Annotated in this window: 9 protein-coding genes; 6 read left to right on the top strand and 3 right to left on the bottom strand. The window is 73.9% G+C overall.

Translation table 11 applies throughout. From position 1 onward, the window contains the following. Positions 1-7: 7 nt before the first annotated feature. A complete protein-coding gene (locus AC5K6T_RS11770; protein ID WP_493208237.1) occupies positions 8-2,656 on the bottom strand; it encodes a helix-turn-helix transcriptional regulator in 2,649 nt (882 codons plus the stop codon). A 328-nt stretch (positions 2,657-2,984) separates the two neighbouring features. On the opposite strand from AC5K6T_RS11770, the gene AC5K6T_RS11765 reads away from it, so the two are divergent. The 5 genes from AC5K6T_RS11765 to AC5K6T_RS11745 all read left to right on the top strand — a co-directional run bounded on the left by AC5K6T_RS11765 (position 2,985) and on the right by AC5K6T_RS11745 (position 12,978). Beyond that, positions 2,985-3,314 (top strand): hypothetical protein, encoded by a 330-nt coding sequence (locus AC5K6T_RS11765; RefSeq protein WP_493208235.1) that lies wholly within the window; start codon positions 2,985-2,987, stop codon positions 3,312-3,314. 486 nt (positions 3,315-3,800) lie between these two features. Beyond that, positions 3,801-6,692 carry a helix-turn-helix transcriptional regulator gene (locus tag AC5K6T_RS11760; protein WP_493208233.1) on the top strand — a complete coding sequence of 964 codons (2,892 nt, stop codon included), beginning with the start codon at positions 3,801-3,803 and terminating at the stop codon, positions 6,690-6,692. A gap of 465 nt (positions 6,693-7,157) precedes the next feature. Beyond that, positions 7,158-8,144: an ABC transporter permease gene (locus AC5K6T_RS11755; RefSeq protein WP_493208232.1), complete on the top strand. Its 987-nt coding sequence runs from the start codon at positions 7,158-7,160 to the stop codon at positions 8,142-8,144. A gap of 31 nt (positions 8,145-8,175) precedes the next feature. Next, positions 8,176-11,277 (top strand): dipeptide ABC transporter ATP-binding protein, encoded by a 3,102-nt coding sequence (locus AC5K6T_RS11750; RefSeq protein WP_493208230.1) that lies wholly within the window; start codon positions 8,176-8,178, stop codon positions 11,275-11,277. Between the two features lie 21 nt (positions 11,278-11,298). Then, the gene (locus tag AC5K6T_RS11745) at positions 11,299-12,978 is read left to right on the top strand and encodes an ABC transporter family substrate-binding protein (RefSeq protein WP_493208228.1); all 1,680 of its coding nucleotides are present in this window, start codon (positions 11,299-11,301) and stop codon (positions 12,976-12,978) included. Between the two features lie 138 nt (positions 12,979-13,116). On the opposite strand, the gene AC5K6T_RS11740 is transcribed toward AC5K6T_RS11745, so the two are convergent. Next, a complete protein-coding gene (locus AC5K6T_RS11740) occupies positions 13,117-14,763 on the bottom strand; it encodes an ABC-F family ATP-binding cassette domain-containing protein (protein WP_493208226.1) in 1,647 nt (548 codons plus the stop codon). A gap of 203 nt (positions 14,764-14,966) precedes the next feature. Between AC5K6T_RS11740 and AC5K6T_RS11735 the strand changes: the two genes are divergently transcribed. Next, on the top strand, positions 14,967-16,463 hold the full coding sequence (locus AC5K6T_RS11735) for a M1 family metallopeptidase (protein ID WP_493208224.1): 1,497 nt from the start codon (positions 14,967-14,969) through the stop codon (positions 16,461-16,463). 7 nt (positions 16,464-16,470) lie between these two features. Here the strand turns inward: AC5K6T_RS11735 and AC5K6T_RS11730 are convergent, their stop codons facing one another. Next, positions 16,471-17,394 carry a PfkB family carbohydrate kinase gene (locus tag AC5K6T_RS11730; RefSeq protein WP_493208222.1) on the bottom strand — a complete coding sequence of 308 codons (924 nt, stop codon included), beginning with the start codon at positions 17,392-17,394 and terminating at the stop codon, positions 16,471-16,473. Between the last annotated feature and the right edge of the window lie 45 nt (positions 17,395-17,439).

The following is a 17,439-nucleotide window of genomic DNA, read 5'->3' as shown; positions in this document are numbered from 1 at the left end:
GCACCGTCTACCGGACACCCCCCTCGGCGATGTGGTCGAGGGCGTCGGGCAGTTCTCTTCGGCTGGTGAGCCCGAGCTTGCGGTAGGCGCTGGAGAGGTGGCGGTCGATGGTGCGGTGGGAGAGGGTGAGCTGCCGGGCTATCTCCTGGTTGGTGTGTCCTGCGGCGGCGAGCAGGGCGACTTCGCGTTCCCGGGCGCTGAGGGGCTCGGCCGTCTCCATGGCGTCGAGCAGGAACGTGGCTCTCCCCTCATGACGTCGCCGAGCGGTCGTGCCGCGCTGAGCTGCCGCCGCGGCCTGGCGCGTTTCGCCTGCGTGCTGGTGCAGGCGCCAGGTCACCGCCCAGGCCTCCGCGGCGTACAGAGGGGTCCCGGCCTGTTCGAAGTGTGCGGCCGAGTCGGCTGCCGCGGAGGCGGAGGCCGTTGCGCAGGCGTGCGCGAAGTCGATGCGCAGGCGGTCGAGGGGGCTCTGCAGGCCGCGGGTCCAGTCGCCGCACAGGTCCGTGGCGGCGGTGAAGTGGCCGATGCGGGTGAGTTCGTGGACGATGCGCGCCAGAGGTGCGAGGGCACCCTGCCGGGCGGCGTGCCGGCCTGCGGTGTGCAGGGTCGTCGCGGCCGCCTGGCGTCGGCCGTGGAACAGGTCGTGCGCTGCCTGGGCGATGGAGGCCCGGTGGTCGTGGCCGCCGGACGCGTGCGGGTGGAAGTGCTGTGCGGCGGCGCGGACGCCTTCGGGGGAACCGATCCGGACTGCGGTTTCGAGGGCTCCGGAGCGGGCGAGCCGGCGTGTGCGGGGGTGGGTGCCCACCGCGGTGGAGTAGATGCGGTGTGCCTCGGTGAGGTGGCCGTGCTCGGCGAGCAGGTCGGCCAGCAGGACCGCGGTGTGGGTGACCAGGGTGGCGTTCGCCGCGTGCGCGGCGGTGCGGATGAGGGTTCTGAGGGTCTCGATGGCTTCCGCCGGTCTTCCCGTCCGGGCGAGGGCGAGGGCGAGAAGCGCGGGGATGTGCGAGGTGTCGGGACCGGCCGGGCCGCTGTCGGCGGCCCGGGCGGTGGCCCGGTGAAGCCGGGGGCCCAGAGCGAGGCAGTCCTGGGGGCGTCCCATCCGGAGCAGTGCCCGGAGCGCCGTTCCGCCGACCGCCGCCACGCGGGCGGGGTCGGGATGGTCGAGCTGCGCTTCGGCGGCGGCCAGCGCCTGTGCGCAGTTCCCGATGTCCAGCAGGTGCTGCGGCGTGGAGACGAGGGCCGCCGGCTCGGCGGGGCGGACACGGCTTCGCCGGTGCGGTACGCCCGGGCCCGCGGCGGCGGGTGTGCCGCCGCCTGCCGGAGGCTCGGGCACGGACCGTCGGCAGGAGGTGCCCGCCCCGCGGGACACCGCCTCGTCGGACGGGGCGTCGGCCTCCTCCGGGTCGCCGAGCTGTGAGAGGAGGCTGCGGTAGTGGTGCGCTGTGCGGGGGGTGCGGTGCAGCTGCCACGCGTGGCGTGCGAGGCGCAGGGCCGTGGACCAGTCGAGTGACCACCACGCGGTGTTCGCGGCGCGCATGAGCTCCTCCTCGCCGAGGGGGAGGCCGAGTTCGGCTCTCCACGCTGCGTGCCGTACCCGCAGCACGGTGCGTGCGACCGGGTCGTCGTCGAGCTCCGCGAGGAGTGCGGTGAGCAGGCGGCGGCGCCGGAGAGCCGGGAGGCGCGGGGTGAGGGTGTGGGCCGCCAGAGGGTCGGCGCGGAGCATGCAGCCGAAGGGATCCGTGGCGTGGACGCGGACCATCCCGCGGTGTTCGAGGTCCTCCCAGGCGGTGTCGTCGGCCAGCCGCAGTGCGGTGGCGAGCGGCAGGACGCCGCTCAGGCAGAGGTACTCCAGCGCGGTGCGGCTGGGGCGGGAGAGGCCCGCGAGGCGCGTGTGGATCAGGTTGGCCGCCCGGTGGGAGGGTGCCCAGCTGTCGCTGAGGACGTACTGCCCGTGCCGGAGGACGAGGGCACCGGATTCGACCGCGTCCGCGGCCAGTTCTCTCAGGTGGGTCAGGTTTCCGTCCGCGAGGGCGGCCAGCCGGGCAGCCGTCGCGTACTGCACGGGCCGGGGCAGCAGGCCGCTGCAGACCGCTGTCGTGTGACCGTGGCCGAGCGGCTGCAGCGGCACGCGGTCGATGCGTCCGTCCCGCCACAGGCCGGCGACATGCCGGGGCGTGTCGGCTTCCGCCGGGACGGCCAGGACGACGCGGCAGGCCGCGTCGTCGAGCAGGTGACGCAGGACGGCGGCGGAGGCACGGTCCAGCCACTGGGCGTCGTCCACGCCGATCAGGAGAGGGCGTCGTCGGCTCTCCTCGGCGAGGACGGCGGCGGCCTGCTCGGGCCGTCCGGGGACGGGGAGCCGGGCGGATCCCATCGCGATGGCCAGCGCGCGCAGGGGCTCCGGCACGGGGGCGTCGTCCGGATGCAGGAGGACGGGGCGCATCCCGTGGGTGGACGCGAGGGCCGCGGCTTCGTACAGGAGGCGGGTGCGGCCGCTCCCGGGGCCGCCCGCGATGGCCAGGCCGCCGCGGACCGGGCGGAGCAGGAACCTTCGCAGCAGGTCCGTGATGTCCTCGCGGCCCGTCAGCGGGGGGTGAGCGAGTGCCGGGGAGCCGGGCCGGTGAGCGGGGGCCGTGGTGCCGGTGCGGTGTTCGTGCATGGGGATCACAGATGCGTCGGGCGTGTCGTGCGGCGGGCGTGTTCGAAAGGCGCCGTCAGGAGCGTCAGGGGCACCGGCCTCTGCGGCGGGATGCGGCGGGATGCGGCGCCCCGGGAGGAGGGGGTGGTCGTTCGGCCGCTGAAGACCGGGACGACGTCCGTAATCTCTTCGTTATGTGACGGTGATCTGGCGACATGGCGCGCCCTGCGCTGGTCAGTCCGTCGCCTGCCGGACGGCGAGACTGTGCCGCACGCATTGCGCCCATCGACTTTCCTGGAAAGAGGATTCGCTCGCGTCCGCTGCTTCCTCAAGGATTCTGCGGGCACTGATGCGGCACATTGTTCCGCGGTCGTCCACCACCCACAGCGCGTCTGCCGACGCCTCCCGACTGGCCATTCTGATCACCGCGGGTCTTCCGTTCGGAAGGGTGATCCGCCTGCCGGTCCATTTCTCCCACGCGGGGTTTGCGACGATCATCACGATCACTTCCCGTCTGCGTCACGTCCGATCGGGGGGACGGCATTTCCACGACCTGGCACCCGGCGTCCTCAAGGTAGAGGACGACCGCACGTGCCACCAGGTCGTCGAGGGAGAAGGCGAAGGCCCCCGGAACGAGGACGACATCGAACTCTCCGTCGTCCACTCTGTGAATCAGTGATTCCAGAAAGGGGCACACCTCCCGCGAGGACAACCCGTTGTCGAAGAACACCACCGGCTCCGGGATCCCGATTTCGCGGGCGTATCGAAGGAGGGCTCTCCGGTGCGTCTCCATTTGCCACGTGTCATACGGGTAGCAGCGGAGGTATATTGCTGCCCTCGGCATTCTGCTGCTGCTTTCGGGGCGGTTCACGGCGTCTCACCGGACCTTCCTGGGAGGGACCCTGTCCCGATAAATCGGGATATTCCGGGTGTTTCTTCCTCTTCCAGGAGACCGGTTCGGGGGAGTCGGGTCCAGGCATTCCCGGGCCGCGTTGGGTAACGGCTCATGCATGCCATAGGGGATCCGTAGGTAGTGCGGGTGCCCCGGGTGAGGCTGCCGGGCCGCTGCGGGCCGGCCATTGCCGCGCACCCCGCGAGAGGGCTAGCGTGCAGGTGGGGGGAGGTTCGCGTACGGCGCAGTCCGTCGGTCCGAAGGAGGTCGGCGGTGGCGGAGAGCATGCCGGCGACCCGTGCGGGGCGCGCGTCTCCCGTGGTGGGACGGGACGAGGAGCGTGCGGCCGTGCTGGCCGCGCTGGCCCGGCCCCCGGCCGTGGTGCTGGTGGAGGGCGAGGCGGGAGTGGGCAAGACCCGCCTGGTCCGCGAGGCCGCCTCGGCCTTCGAGGAAGGCGGCGGGCGGGTTCTGTCGGGCGTGTGCCGCACCGTGGACGAGCCGCTGCCGTTCGAGCCCGTTCTCGACGCCCTGCGGACGGCGGGCGACTGGCTGCCCGCGCCGGACGCCCTCAATCCCCAGACCGGACTGCTGCGCGCCTTCCTGCCGGAACTGGGCGACCGTCTGCCGCCCGGCCCCCGACCGCCTCAGGGTGACGGAGGGCGTGTGGGCCGCTTCCATCTGCTCGGCGCCGTCCGGTCCGCGCTGGATGCGGCAGGTCCGGCGATGCTGGCCGTGGACGATGTGCACCTGGCGGACCGGACGACGCGCGACCTGCTCACCTTTCTGGCCCGGGACCCGCCGTCCCGGCTCGGGCTGGTGCTGGCCTACCGCAGCGACGCGGTGCCGGGAGGGCATCCGGTCCTCGATGTCGCCCGTCTGCACCCGGCGGGAGCGGAGGCGACCGTCGTGCACCTCGCCCCGTTGACGTCAGGTGACGTGCAGCTGCTCGCCGGACACGTACTCGGCGACCGGGCGACGAGATCCGTGGGCCGGGCGCTGTTCGAACGCAGCGAGGGGCTGCCGCTGATCCTCGCGGAAGACCTGCGGGCGGCCGCCCGGTCGGCCTCCCGCGGTGAGGCGCTGCCGGACCGGCTTCGGCGTGCCCCGCCGCCCGCGGGCCTGCGCGTCCTGGTCGCCGAGCGCTTCGCCGGCCTGTCCCCCGGTGCCCGATCCGTCGCCGAAGCGGCAGCGGTGCTCGCCGAGGCGGCCCCGCAGAGCCTGATCGCCCGTCTGGCCGGCCTCGACGACGGCCCGGGGGCGGCAGCGCTGACCGAAGCACTGGAAGCCGGACTACTGCAGGAGAGCGGGCCCGACCGGTACCGCTTCCGTCACTCCCTGGCGGGCCGGGTGGTCTACGACCGCATTCCGGGGCCCCGGCGCCGCCAGATGCATCTGCGCGCCGTGGAAGCACTCGATGCGCTGGCCGAGCCGCCGCTGGTGCAGATCGCACGGCACACCAGGCAGCTGGGCGAACACCAGGCATGGCTCGCCCGGGCGCTTCCCGCCGCGGACGAGGCCGCGGCGGCAGGCGACGACCGTACGGCCATGGAGATCCTGCACGACGTCCTGGCCGATCCCGCCCTCGAGCCCGGCACCCGCGCGCGGGCCGCGCTGTCGATGAGCGGTGTGCTGCTGGCGGCCGGGCGGGTGGCGTCCGACGGCGCCGACTACCGCACGACCGTCTCCGCCCTGCGCCGGCTGATGGCCGACCCGCAGCTGCCCCGGCCCGCACGCGGAGAGATCCGGCTGAGCCTGGGCCGGTTCATGATCGACCAGACGCTGGACCAGGCCGGCATGCGGGAGATGCGGCGTGCCCTCGGGGAACTGGACAGCCGCCCCGACCTCGCCGGACGCGCCATGGCGGGCATGGCGCTGCGGGCCGGCGACCAACCCGTGTCGGAGGATCTGGACTGGATGCGGCGCGCCGAGGAGACGGTCGGGGTCAGCAAGGACCCCGAAGCCCGGGCCGCCGTGCACAGCAGCAAGATCACCCTGTGGGCCATGACCGGGGACCCCGAGGTGTGGGAACTGGTCGACCGGCTCCCCCGGGAGTCGGCCAGCCCCGCGACTCTGAAGCAGGCGGCCCAGACCCTGTTCAACGTCGCGTCCCTCGCGCTGGACCTCGGGCACGACGAGCGGGCCGCGGTGCTGCTGGAGGAGAGCGTGGACCTGGCCGAACGCTCGGGACGGCCGCTGCTCGACTTCTGGAACCGCTGGCTCCACATGGAGCTCGACTGGTACGCGGGCCGGTGGGCCGGCCTCGAAGCACGGTATGCGGCGCTGGAGGCCGAGAACCCCGACATGCCGATGCTCGACGTGGGAATCGCCCTGCCGTGCGGGCGCCTGGCCGCCGCGCGCGGGGAATGGAAACGGGCGGAGGAGCACTTCCGCACGGTCACCGCGCGCAGGGACAGCTTCGACAATCCCATCGGGATACCGGCCGCCGTCGGACTCGCCCGCCTGGCGCTGGCCCGCGGCGAGACGGACGCCGCATGGGACTGCATCGGGCCCGCGGTCGAACGGCAGCGTCGCAAGGACGTGTGGGTCTGGGCCAACGGGCTGGTCCCGGCAGCTGTCCGGACGCTCCTGGGACGCGGGCGGCGCGATCAGGCCGAACAGCTGAGCCAGGCCATGCAGGACGGACTGGCCGACCGGGACTCACCGGCCGCGAGCGCGGAACTGCAGCTGTGCCTGGGCCACCTCGCGGAGACCGCGGACCCCGGGCGCGGCGCGCAGCACTTCGACCGGGCACGGCTGATCTACCAGGTGATCGGCCGTCCCTACGACGGCGCGCAGGCCGCCGAGTACGCCGTCCGGGCCACCGCCGCCACCGCACCGCACGACGCCGCCCGGCGACTCGCCGAGATCATCCACACCTACGACCGGCTCGGGGCCGAGTCCGACGCCGCGCGCTGCCAGCAGACACTGCGGGAGCTGAGCACCCGGCGTCACGCGCACCCCGGACGCCGCGGCTACGGTTCCGCCCTCTCCCCCCGGGAGCTGCAGGTCGCCCGGCTGCTGGCCGGCGGCTCCGGCAACCGCGCCATCGCCGAGGCCCTGTTCCTGTCCCCGCGCACGGTCGAGAACCATGTGGCACGCGTGCTGAAGAAGCTGGGCGTCACCCGCGACGGCGTCGCCGACGCACTCGCACACGTCGAGCGCTGATCAGCCGGCCCAACACGCCGGGCCGCCGAGAGCACCGTCCGGAGTGCGCCGGTGCTAGTTTTTCTCCCGCTTCGGCAGCATCTTCACGACCACCCTCGTCGGGGGCGCACCGCACGGGTGCGCGCCGAGCCCGGCGGCGTCCTCCCCTCCCGCCCGGGAACCTGCCGCACGTCCCGGGCGGGCCGCCGGGAGGACACACCGCGGCCCTGCGCAGGAAGGGGGACGTCACCCTGGTGAACCGGGCAGTCGGGCACCGTGCCCCGGGGGCGTACACCGGTGCCGGCGGCATCAGCGAGGAGAGCGTGCACGCCGCGGACGTCACGGGCCGGCCCCGGCCACGGCGGGATCTCACCGGCGCCCCGGCCGGGGCGGTGGGGGCCGCGGCGCGGCCGTGCGGCGGCAGGTACCGGGACTCGGCGGCTGCCGCGGGTGCGGCCGCCTCACAGAAGGGACCGCACTGCGCGGATGACGAGGCTGGTCCGACTGCTGCGAGGGGTCGCCGGTTTCGCGCTGCTGGCCGCGCTCGCCGCCTGCGTCACCTATCTGCTGGCCGCCGCGAGCCTCGACCCGAGAGCGGCCTTCACCGGGCGCACCCCGCCGCCCTCGCCGCAGGCGGTGTCCGCCCTGCTGGACTCGTACAACCTCAATCCCGACACGCCGCTGGTCCAGCGCCTCGCCCGCTGGGCGACAGGGGTCCTGCGGGGGGATCTGGGGCGTACGGTCACGGGCGGCAGGGTCGGCGAGGAGTTCCTCGACCGGGCGGGGGTGAGCCTGCGGCTGCTGACCGGGGCGACCGTGCTGGGAGCGGCCGGCGGTGTGCTGCTGGGAGCCTGGAGCGCGGCGCGGCAGTACCGCCCGGGCGACCGCGTGGTGACCACGGCGGCGTACGTCGTGCTGGCGACGCCGCTGTTCGTGACCGCCGTCGTCCTGCAGGCCGGGGCACGGCAGATCAACCGGGCGGCGGGCCGCACCCTGATCGCGTACACCGGCGAGTACTCGCCGCAGGCACAGGGAACGTGGGAGGTCCTGGCCAGCCGGCTGCAGCACCTGCTGCTGCCCAGCATCGCCCTGGTCACCGTGCAGGCCGCGCTGTTCGCCCTCTACCAGCGCAGCACCATGCTGGACGTGCTCGCCAGCGACTTCGTACGCACCGCCCGCGCCAAGGGGCTGCGCCGCCGTACCGCACTGCTCAGGCACGGGCTGCGGGTGGCCATCCTGCCGGTCCTGCCGCTGCTGGTCTACAACTCCCTGCTGGTGTTCGCGGGGGCCGCGTTCGTCGAGAAGGTCTTCGGGTGGCACGGGATGGGCGAATGGCTCGTCGACTCGATCGCCACCGACGACGTCAACGCGGTGGCGGCCATCGGCCTGTTCACCGCGGTGCTCGTCCTCGCGGCCGGGACGCTGTCCAGCCTGCTGGGCGTTCTGCTCGATCCGCGGGCCCGCCCCCGCTGACCGGCCCGACGCCGGTGCCGGGGTGGTGGTGATGGCGCTCGGCCCGGGACCGGGCTACTCCCCGGCCGGCGGGGTCGACACCGCCGGGCAGGCCCCCGCCGTCCGGCCCGCCGTCCGAGCCCCGCACGCCCGGCTGGTGCTGCGCCGCTTCCTGCGCAGCCGCACCGCCGTCGCCGGGCTGGCCGTCCTGGCCGCCCTGTTCGCGCTGGCCTATCTCGTACCGCTGTTCTACCCCTGGTCCTACCGGGAGCTCGACCCGGCCGCGCTCCTCTCGCCCCCGAGCCGACGGCACTGGTTCGGCACGGACCGGGCCGGGGCCGACGTCTTCGCCCTGACCCTGCGCGGCCTGCAGAAGTCCCTGGTGATCGGTCTGGTCGTGGCCGCCGTGTGCACCGTGCTCGCGGCGCTGGCGGGCACCTGGGCCGGATACCGCGGGGGCCGGCCGGCAGCGGTCCTGATGCGGATCATCGACCTGCTGCTGGTGCTGCCCGCCTTCCTCATCGTCGCGGTGCTCTCCCCGGCACGCCGCGGCACCAGCTGGCTGCTGCTCGCGCTGCTGCTGGCCGCCTTCAGCTGGATGATCACCGCCCGGGCGGTACGCGCCACGGCCCTGACGGTCAGAGGCCGCGAGTTCGTCCTCGCCGCCGCCTACGCCGGAGTGCCCACCCGTGCGATCATCCTGCGGCACATCGCCCCGGCCGCGGCATCGCTCCTGCTGATCGACGCCGTGATCCAGGTGGAAGCGGCGATTCTGGGCGAGGCCGGTCTGTCCTACCTGGGGTTCGGCATCCAGCTCCCCGACGTCTCCCTCGGCACCGTGATCGCCGCCGGAACCCCGGCGGTGGCCTCCTTCCCCTGGCTGTTCTACGGCCCCGCCGCCTGCCTGACGCTGACCGCACTGTCCGCCGCCGTCATCGGCGACGGTCTGCGCGACGCCCTCGACCCCGGCGCGACCCGCGCCCGCACCCGCCTCCCCCGCCGCGGCCCCGACGCCGAACAGCAGGGCGGGACGACACCCCTCCTCCCTTCGGCCGTCCCGGCCTCCGAGCGGCCCGCGGGGGTGCCGCTGCTCGAAGTGGACCACCTGCAGGTGACGTTTCCCGGCGAGACCGGTCCGGTGCACGCGGTCCGCGGCCTGTCCTGCACCCTGCACCCCGGCGAGGCCCTCGCCGTCGTCGGCGAGTCCGGCTCCGGGAAGAGCGCCGCTGCGCTCGCCGTCCTCGGGCTGCTCCCCGCCGGCACACGGGTCCACGGGGCGGTGCGGCTGCGCGGACGGGACCTGCTCGCGCTGAACGACCGCGGGCTGTCCGCCGTGCGCGGCGACGAGATCGCCATCGTCTTCCAGGACTCCCAGTCCGCCTTCACCCCCGTCAAACGGCTCGGGGACCAGCTCGCCGAGGCCCTGCGCGCCCATCAGGCACTCGACCGCGCCACCGCGCGGCGCGCGGCGCTGGACCTGCTCCGCCGATACGGCACCCCCGACCCGGAGCGCGTCTACGCCGCCTACCCGGAACAGCTGTCCGGCGGAATGCGCCAACGCGCCATGATCGCCATGGCAGCGGCCAACCACCCCGACGTCATCATCGCCGACGAGCCCACCGCCGCCCTCGACGTCACCGTCCAGGCCGAAGTCCTGGACACCCTGCGCACCGCCCGGGAGACAGCCGGAGCCGCCCTCGTGCTGATCACCCACGACCTGGGGGTCGCCGCCAGAGTCGCCGACCGCGTCCAGGTCATGTACGCCGGGCGGACGGTGGAGAGCGGCCCGGCCGACGAGATCTTCCACCAGCCACGCATGCCGTACACCATCGGCCTGCTGGCCGCGGCACCGCGCCCGGGCACCCGCCGCCTTCCGACGCCTCTGCGGGGCGCGCCTCCCGGCATGGCCGCCCTGCCCGCCGGCTGCCCCTTCGCTCCGCGCTGTCCGATCGCGACCGGCCTGTGCCACAGCGTCGAGCCGGCTCTGGCCGTCCCCGCGCACGGCACCCACGAGAGCGCCTGCCATCGCAGCGACGAACTGTGCACCGGCGCTCTGGACCCGCGCAGCCTCTACCCGCCCTCCCCGACGCCTCCGCCCCCGGGGCCGGGCCGTCCGCCGGGGCGGCCGGCGGTGCTGGAAGTGCGGGACCTGGTCAGGCACTTCCCCGTCACCACCGGTCGCGGGCTCAGACGGGCACCACGGCCCCTGCGGGCCGTCGACGGCATCAGTCTCACCCTCCACCAGGGTCAGGCGCTGGCGCTGGTGGGCGAGTCCGGCTGCGGCAAGACCACCGCCCTGCGTGAGATCCTCGACTTCGACCGGGACCGGCCCGGCACCGTCACGGTTCTCGGATCCGATCCGCGCGACCTCGACCGCCGGAGCAGACGGGAGCTGCACCGCGGCGTGCAGGCCGTGTTCCAGGACCCGACCGCCGGCCTCGACGCACACCTGCCCGTCGGCGCCAGCCTCGCGGAACCCCTCAAAGCGGCCCACTGGCCCAAGGACCGGATCCCCGCACGCGTCGCCGAACTGCTCACCCTGGTCCACCTCGGCACCGAGCACGTCCACCGCTTCCCCCGGGAACTGTCCACCGGCCAGCGCCAGCGCGTCGGCATCGCCCGGGCCCTCGCCCCACAGCCCCGCATCCTGCTCCTGGACGAACCCGTCTCCGCGCTCGACGCCTCCGTGCGGGCCGGAGTCCTGGGCCTGCTCCGCGACCTGAAACAGCGGCTGTCCCTGAGCTACCTGCTCGTCGCGCACGACCTGTCCCTGCTCGGGCACATCGCCGACCGCATCGCCGTCATGCACGGCGGCCAGATCGTGGAGACCGGCGACGCCGACCCCGTGCTCACCCGCCCCCTGCACCCGTACACCCGCGCCCTGATCTCCGCCGTCCCCGTACCCGACCCCCGCGTCGAGCGCCACCGGCGCCGCATCCCCCTGCCCGGCGAACAGGCCGTCGCCCTGGTCCGGCCGCCCGGCTGTCCCTTCCGCAGCCGCTGCCCCCTGTACCCCACCCTGGCCGGCCGCGAGCAGCTCCGCTGCCGCGACGAGCCGCCTGTGCTGCGGGAACACGCCCCGGGCCGGCGGGCAGCCTGCCACTACGCCCTCCGACCGCTGCCCAGCACACCCCCCGACGCCCAGCCGTCCTGACCGGAAAGCGCCACGGAACGCATGAAGCCCTTCCGCATCCCAGCCGCCCTGCTGGCCGTGCTCACCGCGCTCGCCCTGACCGCGACCGCCTGCAGCAGCAGCAGCGACACAGCCGACACCGACCAGTCCGCACCCGCCAGTGACGTGCACCGCGTGGACCGCGACGACCTGCGCCGGGGTGGAACCCTCACCTGGCCGGTCGCCCAGATCCCCGGAAACCTCAACTTCCAGACCGTGGAGGGCACCACCCTGGAAACCCAGGAGATCATGTTCGCGGTCATGCCCGTCCTGATGACCGTCGACGCGGAAGGCACCGTCGACACCAACCCCGACTACCTCACCGAGGCCCGGGCCACCGCGACCGGCGACGGCCAGACCGTCACCTACCGCATCAACCCCGACGCCCGGTGGTCCGACGGCACCCCCCTGACCTGGCGCGACTTCCAAGCCAACTGGAAGGCCCTCAACGGCGCCGACACCGCCTACCGCCCCGCCTCCACCACCGGCTACGACCTGATCACCGGCGTCACCCGCGGCGCCGACGACAGGGAAGCCGTCGTCACCTTCTCCAGCCCCTTCGGCGACTGGCGCTCCCTGTTCACCCCCCTGTACCCGGCCTCCGTCGTCTCCGAGCCCGACGGCTTCAACACCGGATACCGAAACGCCGTCCCCGTCAGCGCCGGACCCTTCCAGCTCGACTCCGTCAACCGGAGCGCCAAGACCCTCACCCTCGTCCCCGACCCCGACTGGTGGGCAGACCCCCCGCTCCTCGACCGCATCGTCTACCGCGCCCTCGACCCCGCCGCCACCACCGGAGCCTTCGCGAACGGCGAGATCGACTTCGTCAAGATCGGCTCCGACCCGGCCGCCTACGACCAGGTCCGCGCCGTCAGCGACGCACGCGTCCTGCGCGCGGCCGCCCCCAACTGGCGGCAGATCACCTTCAACGCGCAGGGCGCCATCCTGTCCGACGCCGGGGTCCGCAAAGCCCTCTTCCACGCCATCGACCGCGAGGCCATCGCCACCTCCGACCTGCGCGGGCTCGACTGGCCGGCCACCCTCCTGAACAACCACCTGCTCGTCAACACCCAGAAGGGCTACCAGGACAACTCCGGCGGCCTCGCCGACTACGACCCCGACCAGGCCCGCCGGGAACTCGACGAGGCCGGCTGGCGGCAGCAGGGCGACATCCGTGCCAAGAACGGAACACCGCTCAGGCTCCGCTTCGTCGCCCAGGCCGGTCAGGCCGTCTCCACCAACGAGGCCCGTCTCGTGCAGAACATGCTCCGGGAAGTCGGCGCCGACGTCGACATCACCACCGTCCCCGCCGACCAGTTCATCACCCGGTCCGTCGCCACCGGCAACTTCGACCTCACCGCCTTCGCCTGGTTCGGCACCCCCTTCCCCGCCTCCTCCGGCCGCTCCCTGTTCATCGCACCGGACGGCGCCGACATCCAGCAGAACTACACCCGCACCGGCAGCGCCCGGATCGACCAGGCCCTCGACCGGGCCGCCACCTCACTCGACCCCGACCGGACGATCGCGGACCTCAACGCCGCCGACACCCTCATCTGGGAACAGGCCGCCATGCTCCCCCTCTACCAGCAACCCGAGATCGTCGCCGCCAAGAACACCCTCGCCAACCTCGGAGCCATGGGCCTCTCCCTGCCCGTGTACCAGAACATCGGCTTCACCGCGTAGCCTCGCAGACCCGCCGCTGCACCCGCGTCCGCCCTCAATCCCCCGGGAGCCGGACAGCGGGTGGTCACGCCGCGGGGGCGGCGCCGCGGTCGGCGCCCCCGCGCCCGCGGCGCCTCCGGCGGAGCGGGAGAGCACCCCTCAGCCCTGCTGCTCGCACACCTTGCCGTCGGCGACCTCCAGACGCCGCGTGACCCGCACCGCGTCCAGCATCCGGCGGTCGTGCGTGACCAGCAGCAGCGTCCCCTCATAGGCGTCCAGTGCGGACTCCAGCTGTTCGATCGCGGGCAGGTCCAGATGGTTGGTCGGCTCGTCGAGCACGAGAAGGTTGACGCCCCTGCCCTGGAGCAGGGCCAGCGCGGCCCGGGTCCGCTCCCCGGGCGACAGCGTCCCGGCCGGCCGCAGCACATGCTCCGCCTTCAGCCCGAACTTGGCGAGCAGCGTGCGCACCTGGACCGGCTCGGTCTCCGGTACGGCCGCACCGAACGCGTCGAGCAGGCTGTGCGGGCCGTGGAACAGCCCGCGGGCCTGGTCCACCTCCCCCACCAGCACCCCCGAGCCGAGCGCCGCGTGCCCCGCGTCCAGCGGCACGCGGCCCAGCAGGGCCCCGAGCAGCGTGGACTTGCCCGCCCCGTTCGCGCCGGTCACCGCGACGCGGTCGGCCCAGTCGACCTGGAGGGACACCGGGCCCAGGGTGAACGCCCCACGGCGCACCTCCGCGTCCCGCAGCGTCGCGACGACCGTGCCGGAGCGGGGCGCGGAGGCGATCTCCATGCGCAGTTCCCACTCCTTGCGGGGCTCCTCGACGACCTCCAGGCGTTCGATCATGCGCTGGGTCTGGCGGGCCTTGGCGGCCTGCTTCTCGCTGGCCTCGCTGCGGAACTTGCGGCCGATCTTGTCGTTGTCGGAGCCCGCCCTGCGCCGGGCGTTCTTGACGCCCTTGTCCATCCAGGCCCGCTGGGTCCGGGCGCGTTCCTGGAGGGCGGCCCTCCTGTCCGCGTACTCCTCGTAGTCCTCGCGGGCGTGCCGCCGGGCGACCTCGCGCTCGTCGAGGTAGCCCTCGTAGCCGCCGCCGTAGAGGTGGACCTGCTGCTGGGCGAGGTCGAGTTCGAGGACGGCGGTGACGGTGCGGGCGAGGAACTCGCGGTCGTGGCTGACGAGAACGGTGCCGGCGCGCAGGCCGGTGACGAAGCCTTCGAGGCGTTCCAGGCCGTCGAGGTCGAGGTCGTTGGTGGGTTCGTCGAGCAGGAAGACGTCGTAGCGGGACAGCAGGAGGGAGGCGAGGCCGGCGCGGGCGGCCTGGCCGCCGGACAGGGCGGTCATGGGCTGGTCGAGGCCGACGGCCAGGCCGAGGGAGCCGGCCACGTCGTCGGCGCGTTCGTCGAGGTCGGCGCCGCCGAGCGCGAGCCAGCGCTCCAGGCTCGCCGCGTAGGCGTCGTCGGCGCCGGGGGTGCCGTCGGCCAGGCCCTGCGCGGCGTCGTCCATGGCGCGCTGGGCCTCGGCGACGCCGGTGCGGCGGGCGAGGAAGGCACGGACGGACTCACCGGGGCGGCGCTCCGGTTCCTGCGGGAGGTGGCCGACGGCGGCGCCGGGCGGCGAGAGGCGGATCTCGCCGTGCTCGGGCGCGGTGAGCCCGGCGAGCAGCCGCAGCAGGCTGGACTTGCCCGCGCCGTTGGCCCCGACCAGGCCGATCACGTCGCCCGGGCCGACGACCAGGTCGAGGCCGGTGAACAGGGAGCGGTCGCCGTGCCCGGCGGCGAGGTCCTTGGCGACGAGGGTGGCAGTCATCAGGGGTCCGATCCTAACGGGCGGGCAGCCCGCCCCGCGCCCCTCACCAGCGGGGGTACGCACGGCGCCCGGCCCTCGGCCGGCGGGCTCGCGATCTCGGCCGGATGCCGTTCGTGTGACAGCAGGGGCGGTGGACAGGGTCTGGGGCCCGGGGAGTCAATAGGCTCCGAACGGATCTCGTGCCCCTACGACTTGGAGCTTGCGTGCACCGCAGAATCTTCGCACCGGGCGCACTGGCCGCGGCCTGCCTCCTGCTGGCGATCCCGGCGTCGGCCGCCGGCTTCTCCCCCGGCGCACCGGGCATCGGCGACCCCTACTACCCGGCCTACGGCAACGGCGGCTACGACGTCTCCCACTACGACCTGCGGCTGAGGTACCAGCCGGCCACGGACGAGCTGCAGGGCACCGCGACCCTGCTGGCCCGCACCACCGAGGACCTGAGGCGGTTCAACCTGGACTTCCTGCTGGACGTCAGCGAGGTCCGCGTCAACGGCGTCCGCGCGGCGTTCGCCACGTCCGGCGAGCACGAGCTGGAGATCACCCCGCGCGGCCCGCTGCGGCGCGGCACGGAGATGACCGTCGTGGTGCGCTACCGGGGCGTGCCCTCGACGAAGCAGGCGTACGGCTTCAACGGCTGGCACCGCACCCCGGACGGCGGCATCGCGGCGAACGAGCCGGAGGCGGCCTGGTGGTGGTTCCCGAGCAACGACCACCCGCTGGACAAGGCCACCTACGACGTGTCGGTGCAGGTGCCGGACGGCACCCAGGCCATCTCCAACGGCACCCTGCAGTCCACGACGTCGCGGCTGGGCTGGACCCGCTACAGCTGGCGGTCGGGCAGGCCGCAGGCCACGTACCTCGCCACGCTCGCCGTGGGGAGGTTCGACGTGACGACCGGGACCACCGAGAGCGGCATCCCCGTCCTCAACGCCTACAGCAGGGACCTCGGCGCGCACTACGGCGCGGCACGGGCCAGCGTGGAGCGGACCGGCGAGATCACCGACTGGCTCGCGGAGTACTTCGGCCGTTTCCCGTACGACGCCGTCGGCGGCTACGTGCCCAACACGGGCACGGGGTACGCGCTGGAGACGCAGACCCGGCCGTTCTACAGCCCGCGGCTGTTCGCGAACGGGTCCAACACCTCCGTGGTCGTGCACGAGCTGGCCCACCAGTGGTACGGGGACATGGTCTCGGTCTCCGGATGGAAGGACATCTGGATCAACGAGGGCTTCGCCCGGTACGCGCAGTGGCTGTGGTCCGAGCACGAGGGCGAGGGCACGGCGCAGGAGATCGCGGACTACGTGTACGCCTCGCGGGCGGCGAACGACCCGTTCTGGACGGTGAAGCCGGGCGACCCGGGCCCGGACAACCAGTTCCACATCGCCGTGTACGACCGCGGGGCGCTGGCCCTCCAGGCGCTGCGCAACCGGATCGGGGACCGGGACTTCTTCGCCGTCCTCAAGGGCTGGCCGCAGCGGTACGCGTACGGCAACGCGAGCGTGGCGGACTTCGTCGGCTACGCCGAGGAGGTCTCGGGCGAGAAGCTGGGCACGCTGTTCGACACCTGGCTGTTCCGGCCGGGCAAGCCCGCTGCGGCCGCGGCCCGCGCCGTCGCCGTGGCTCCGTCCTCCGCGGCGCCGCCCGAGCGTCCGGCGTCCTGGCGGAAGATCGCCGCGACGAACACGGTGCACCGGCACTGAGCGGCGGTCACCCCGTGACCGCCCCCCGGTCCAGGGCGCCGACCCGGTCCAGGAGGCCGGTCCGGGTGATCGCGTCGGTCCGGGCCGCGGAGACCGTGCAGGCGTGCGCGCCCGCGACCGCGCCGTGGAGCGCGCAGCGGTGCGGGGGTTCGCCGGTGAGGCGGGCGTAGAGGAACGCGGCGGCGAAGGCGTCGCCCGCGCCGTTGGAGTCGACCACCGGCGCGGGCGGCGCCACGGCGGGCAGCCGCGTCAGTGTGCCGCCGGCCAGAACGTGGCAGCCGTCGGCGCCGGCCGTGGCCACGACGACCTCGGCACGCCCGCGGGCGGCGATGCGGCGCATCACGGCCTCCGGGTCGGTGAGCGCGGCGGCGGAGAGGAACACCACGTCGGCGGCGTACGCGAACGCCTCGTGGTACGGGTCGACGCCGTCCCAGTCGTGCAGGTCGGTGGAGATCGTGACAGCGGTTTCGCGCAGCAGCGGCAGGGCCTCGGCGCACGGCTGGGTGATGCAGACGTGGACGTGCCGGGCGGCCCGTGCCAGGTCGCGCACCAGGTCCTCGGGGAAGCGGTCGCCGGGGGTGGAGCGGCTGGTGTCGTAGAGCGACATGCGGCGCCCGTCGGGGCCGACCAGGTTGACCGCGCGCTTGGTTCCGGCGGGCTGCGGCACCGTGGTCAGCGCGATGCCCTTGTCCCGGTGCAGCGCCCGGACCAGCTCGCCCTCCGGGTCGTCGCCGAGCAGGTCGAGGTGGTGTGCGCGCAGCCCCAGCGCGGTCAGCCCGAGACAGACGAAGTCGCCGGTCTGCCCCGCGCGGGTACGGATGCCGGAGTCGATCATGTGGCTGTCGGCGTACGGGAGCGGCAGCCGGGGGACGGGGACGATGGTGTCCACCCCGGCCCCGCCCAGCACGAGGACGTCGCCGTCGTCCTTCAACGCGTTCCTCCCGTTGCCCGGCCACGGTCCGCAGGGAGCCTGAGC

It is taken from the genome of Streptomyces sp. B8-7, from assembly GCF_058833805.1.
Note: the sequence above shows the minus strand (reverse complement) of the source record. Positions and strands in the feature narration are given on the sequence as shown.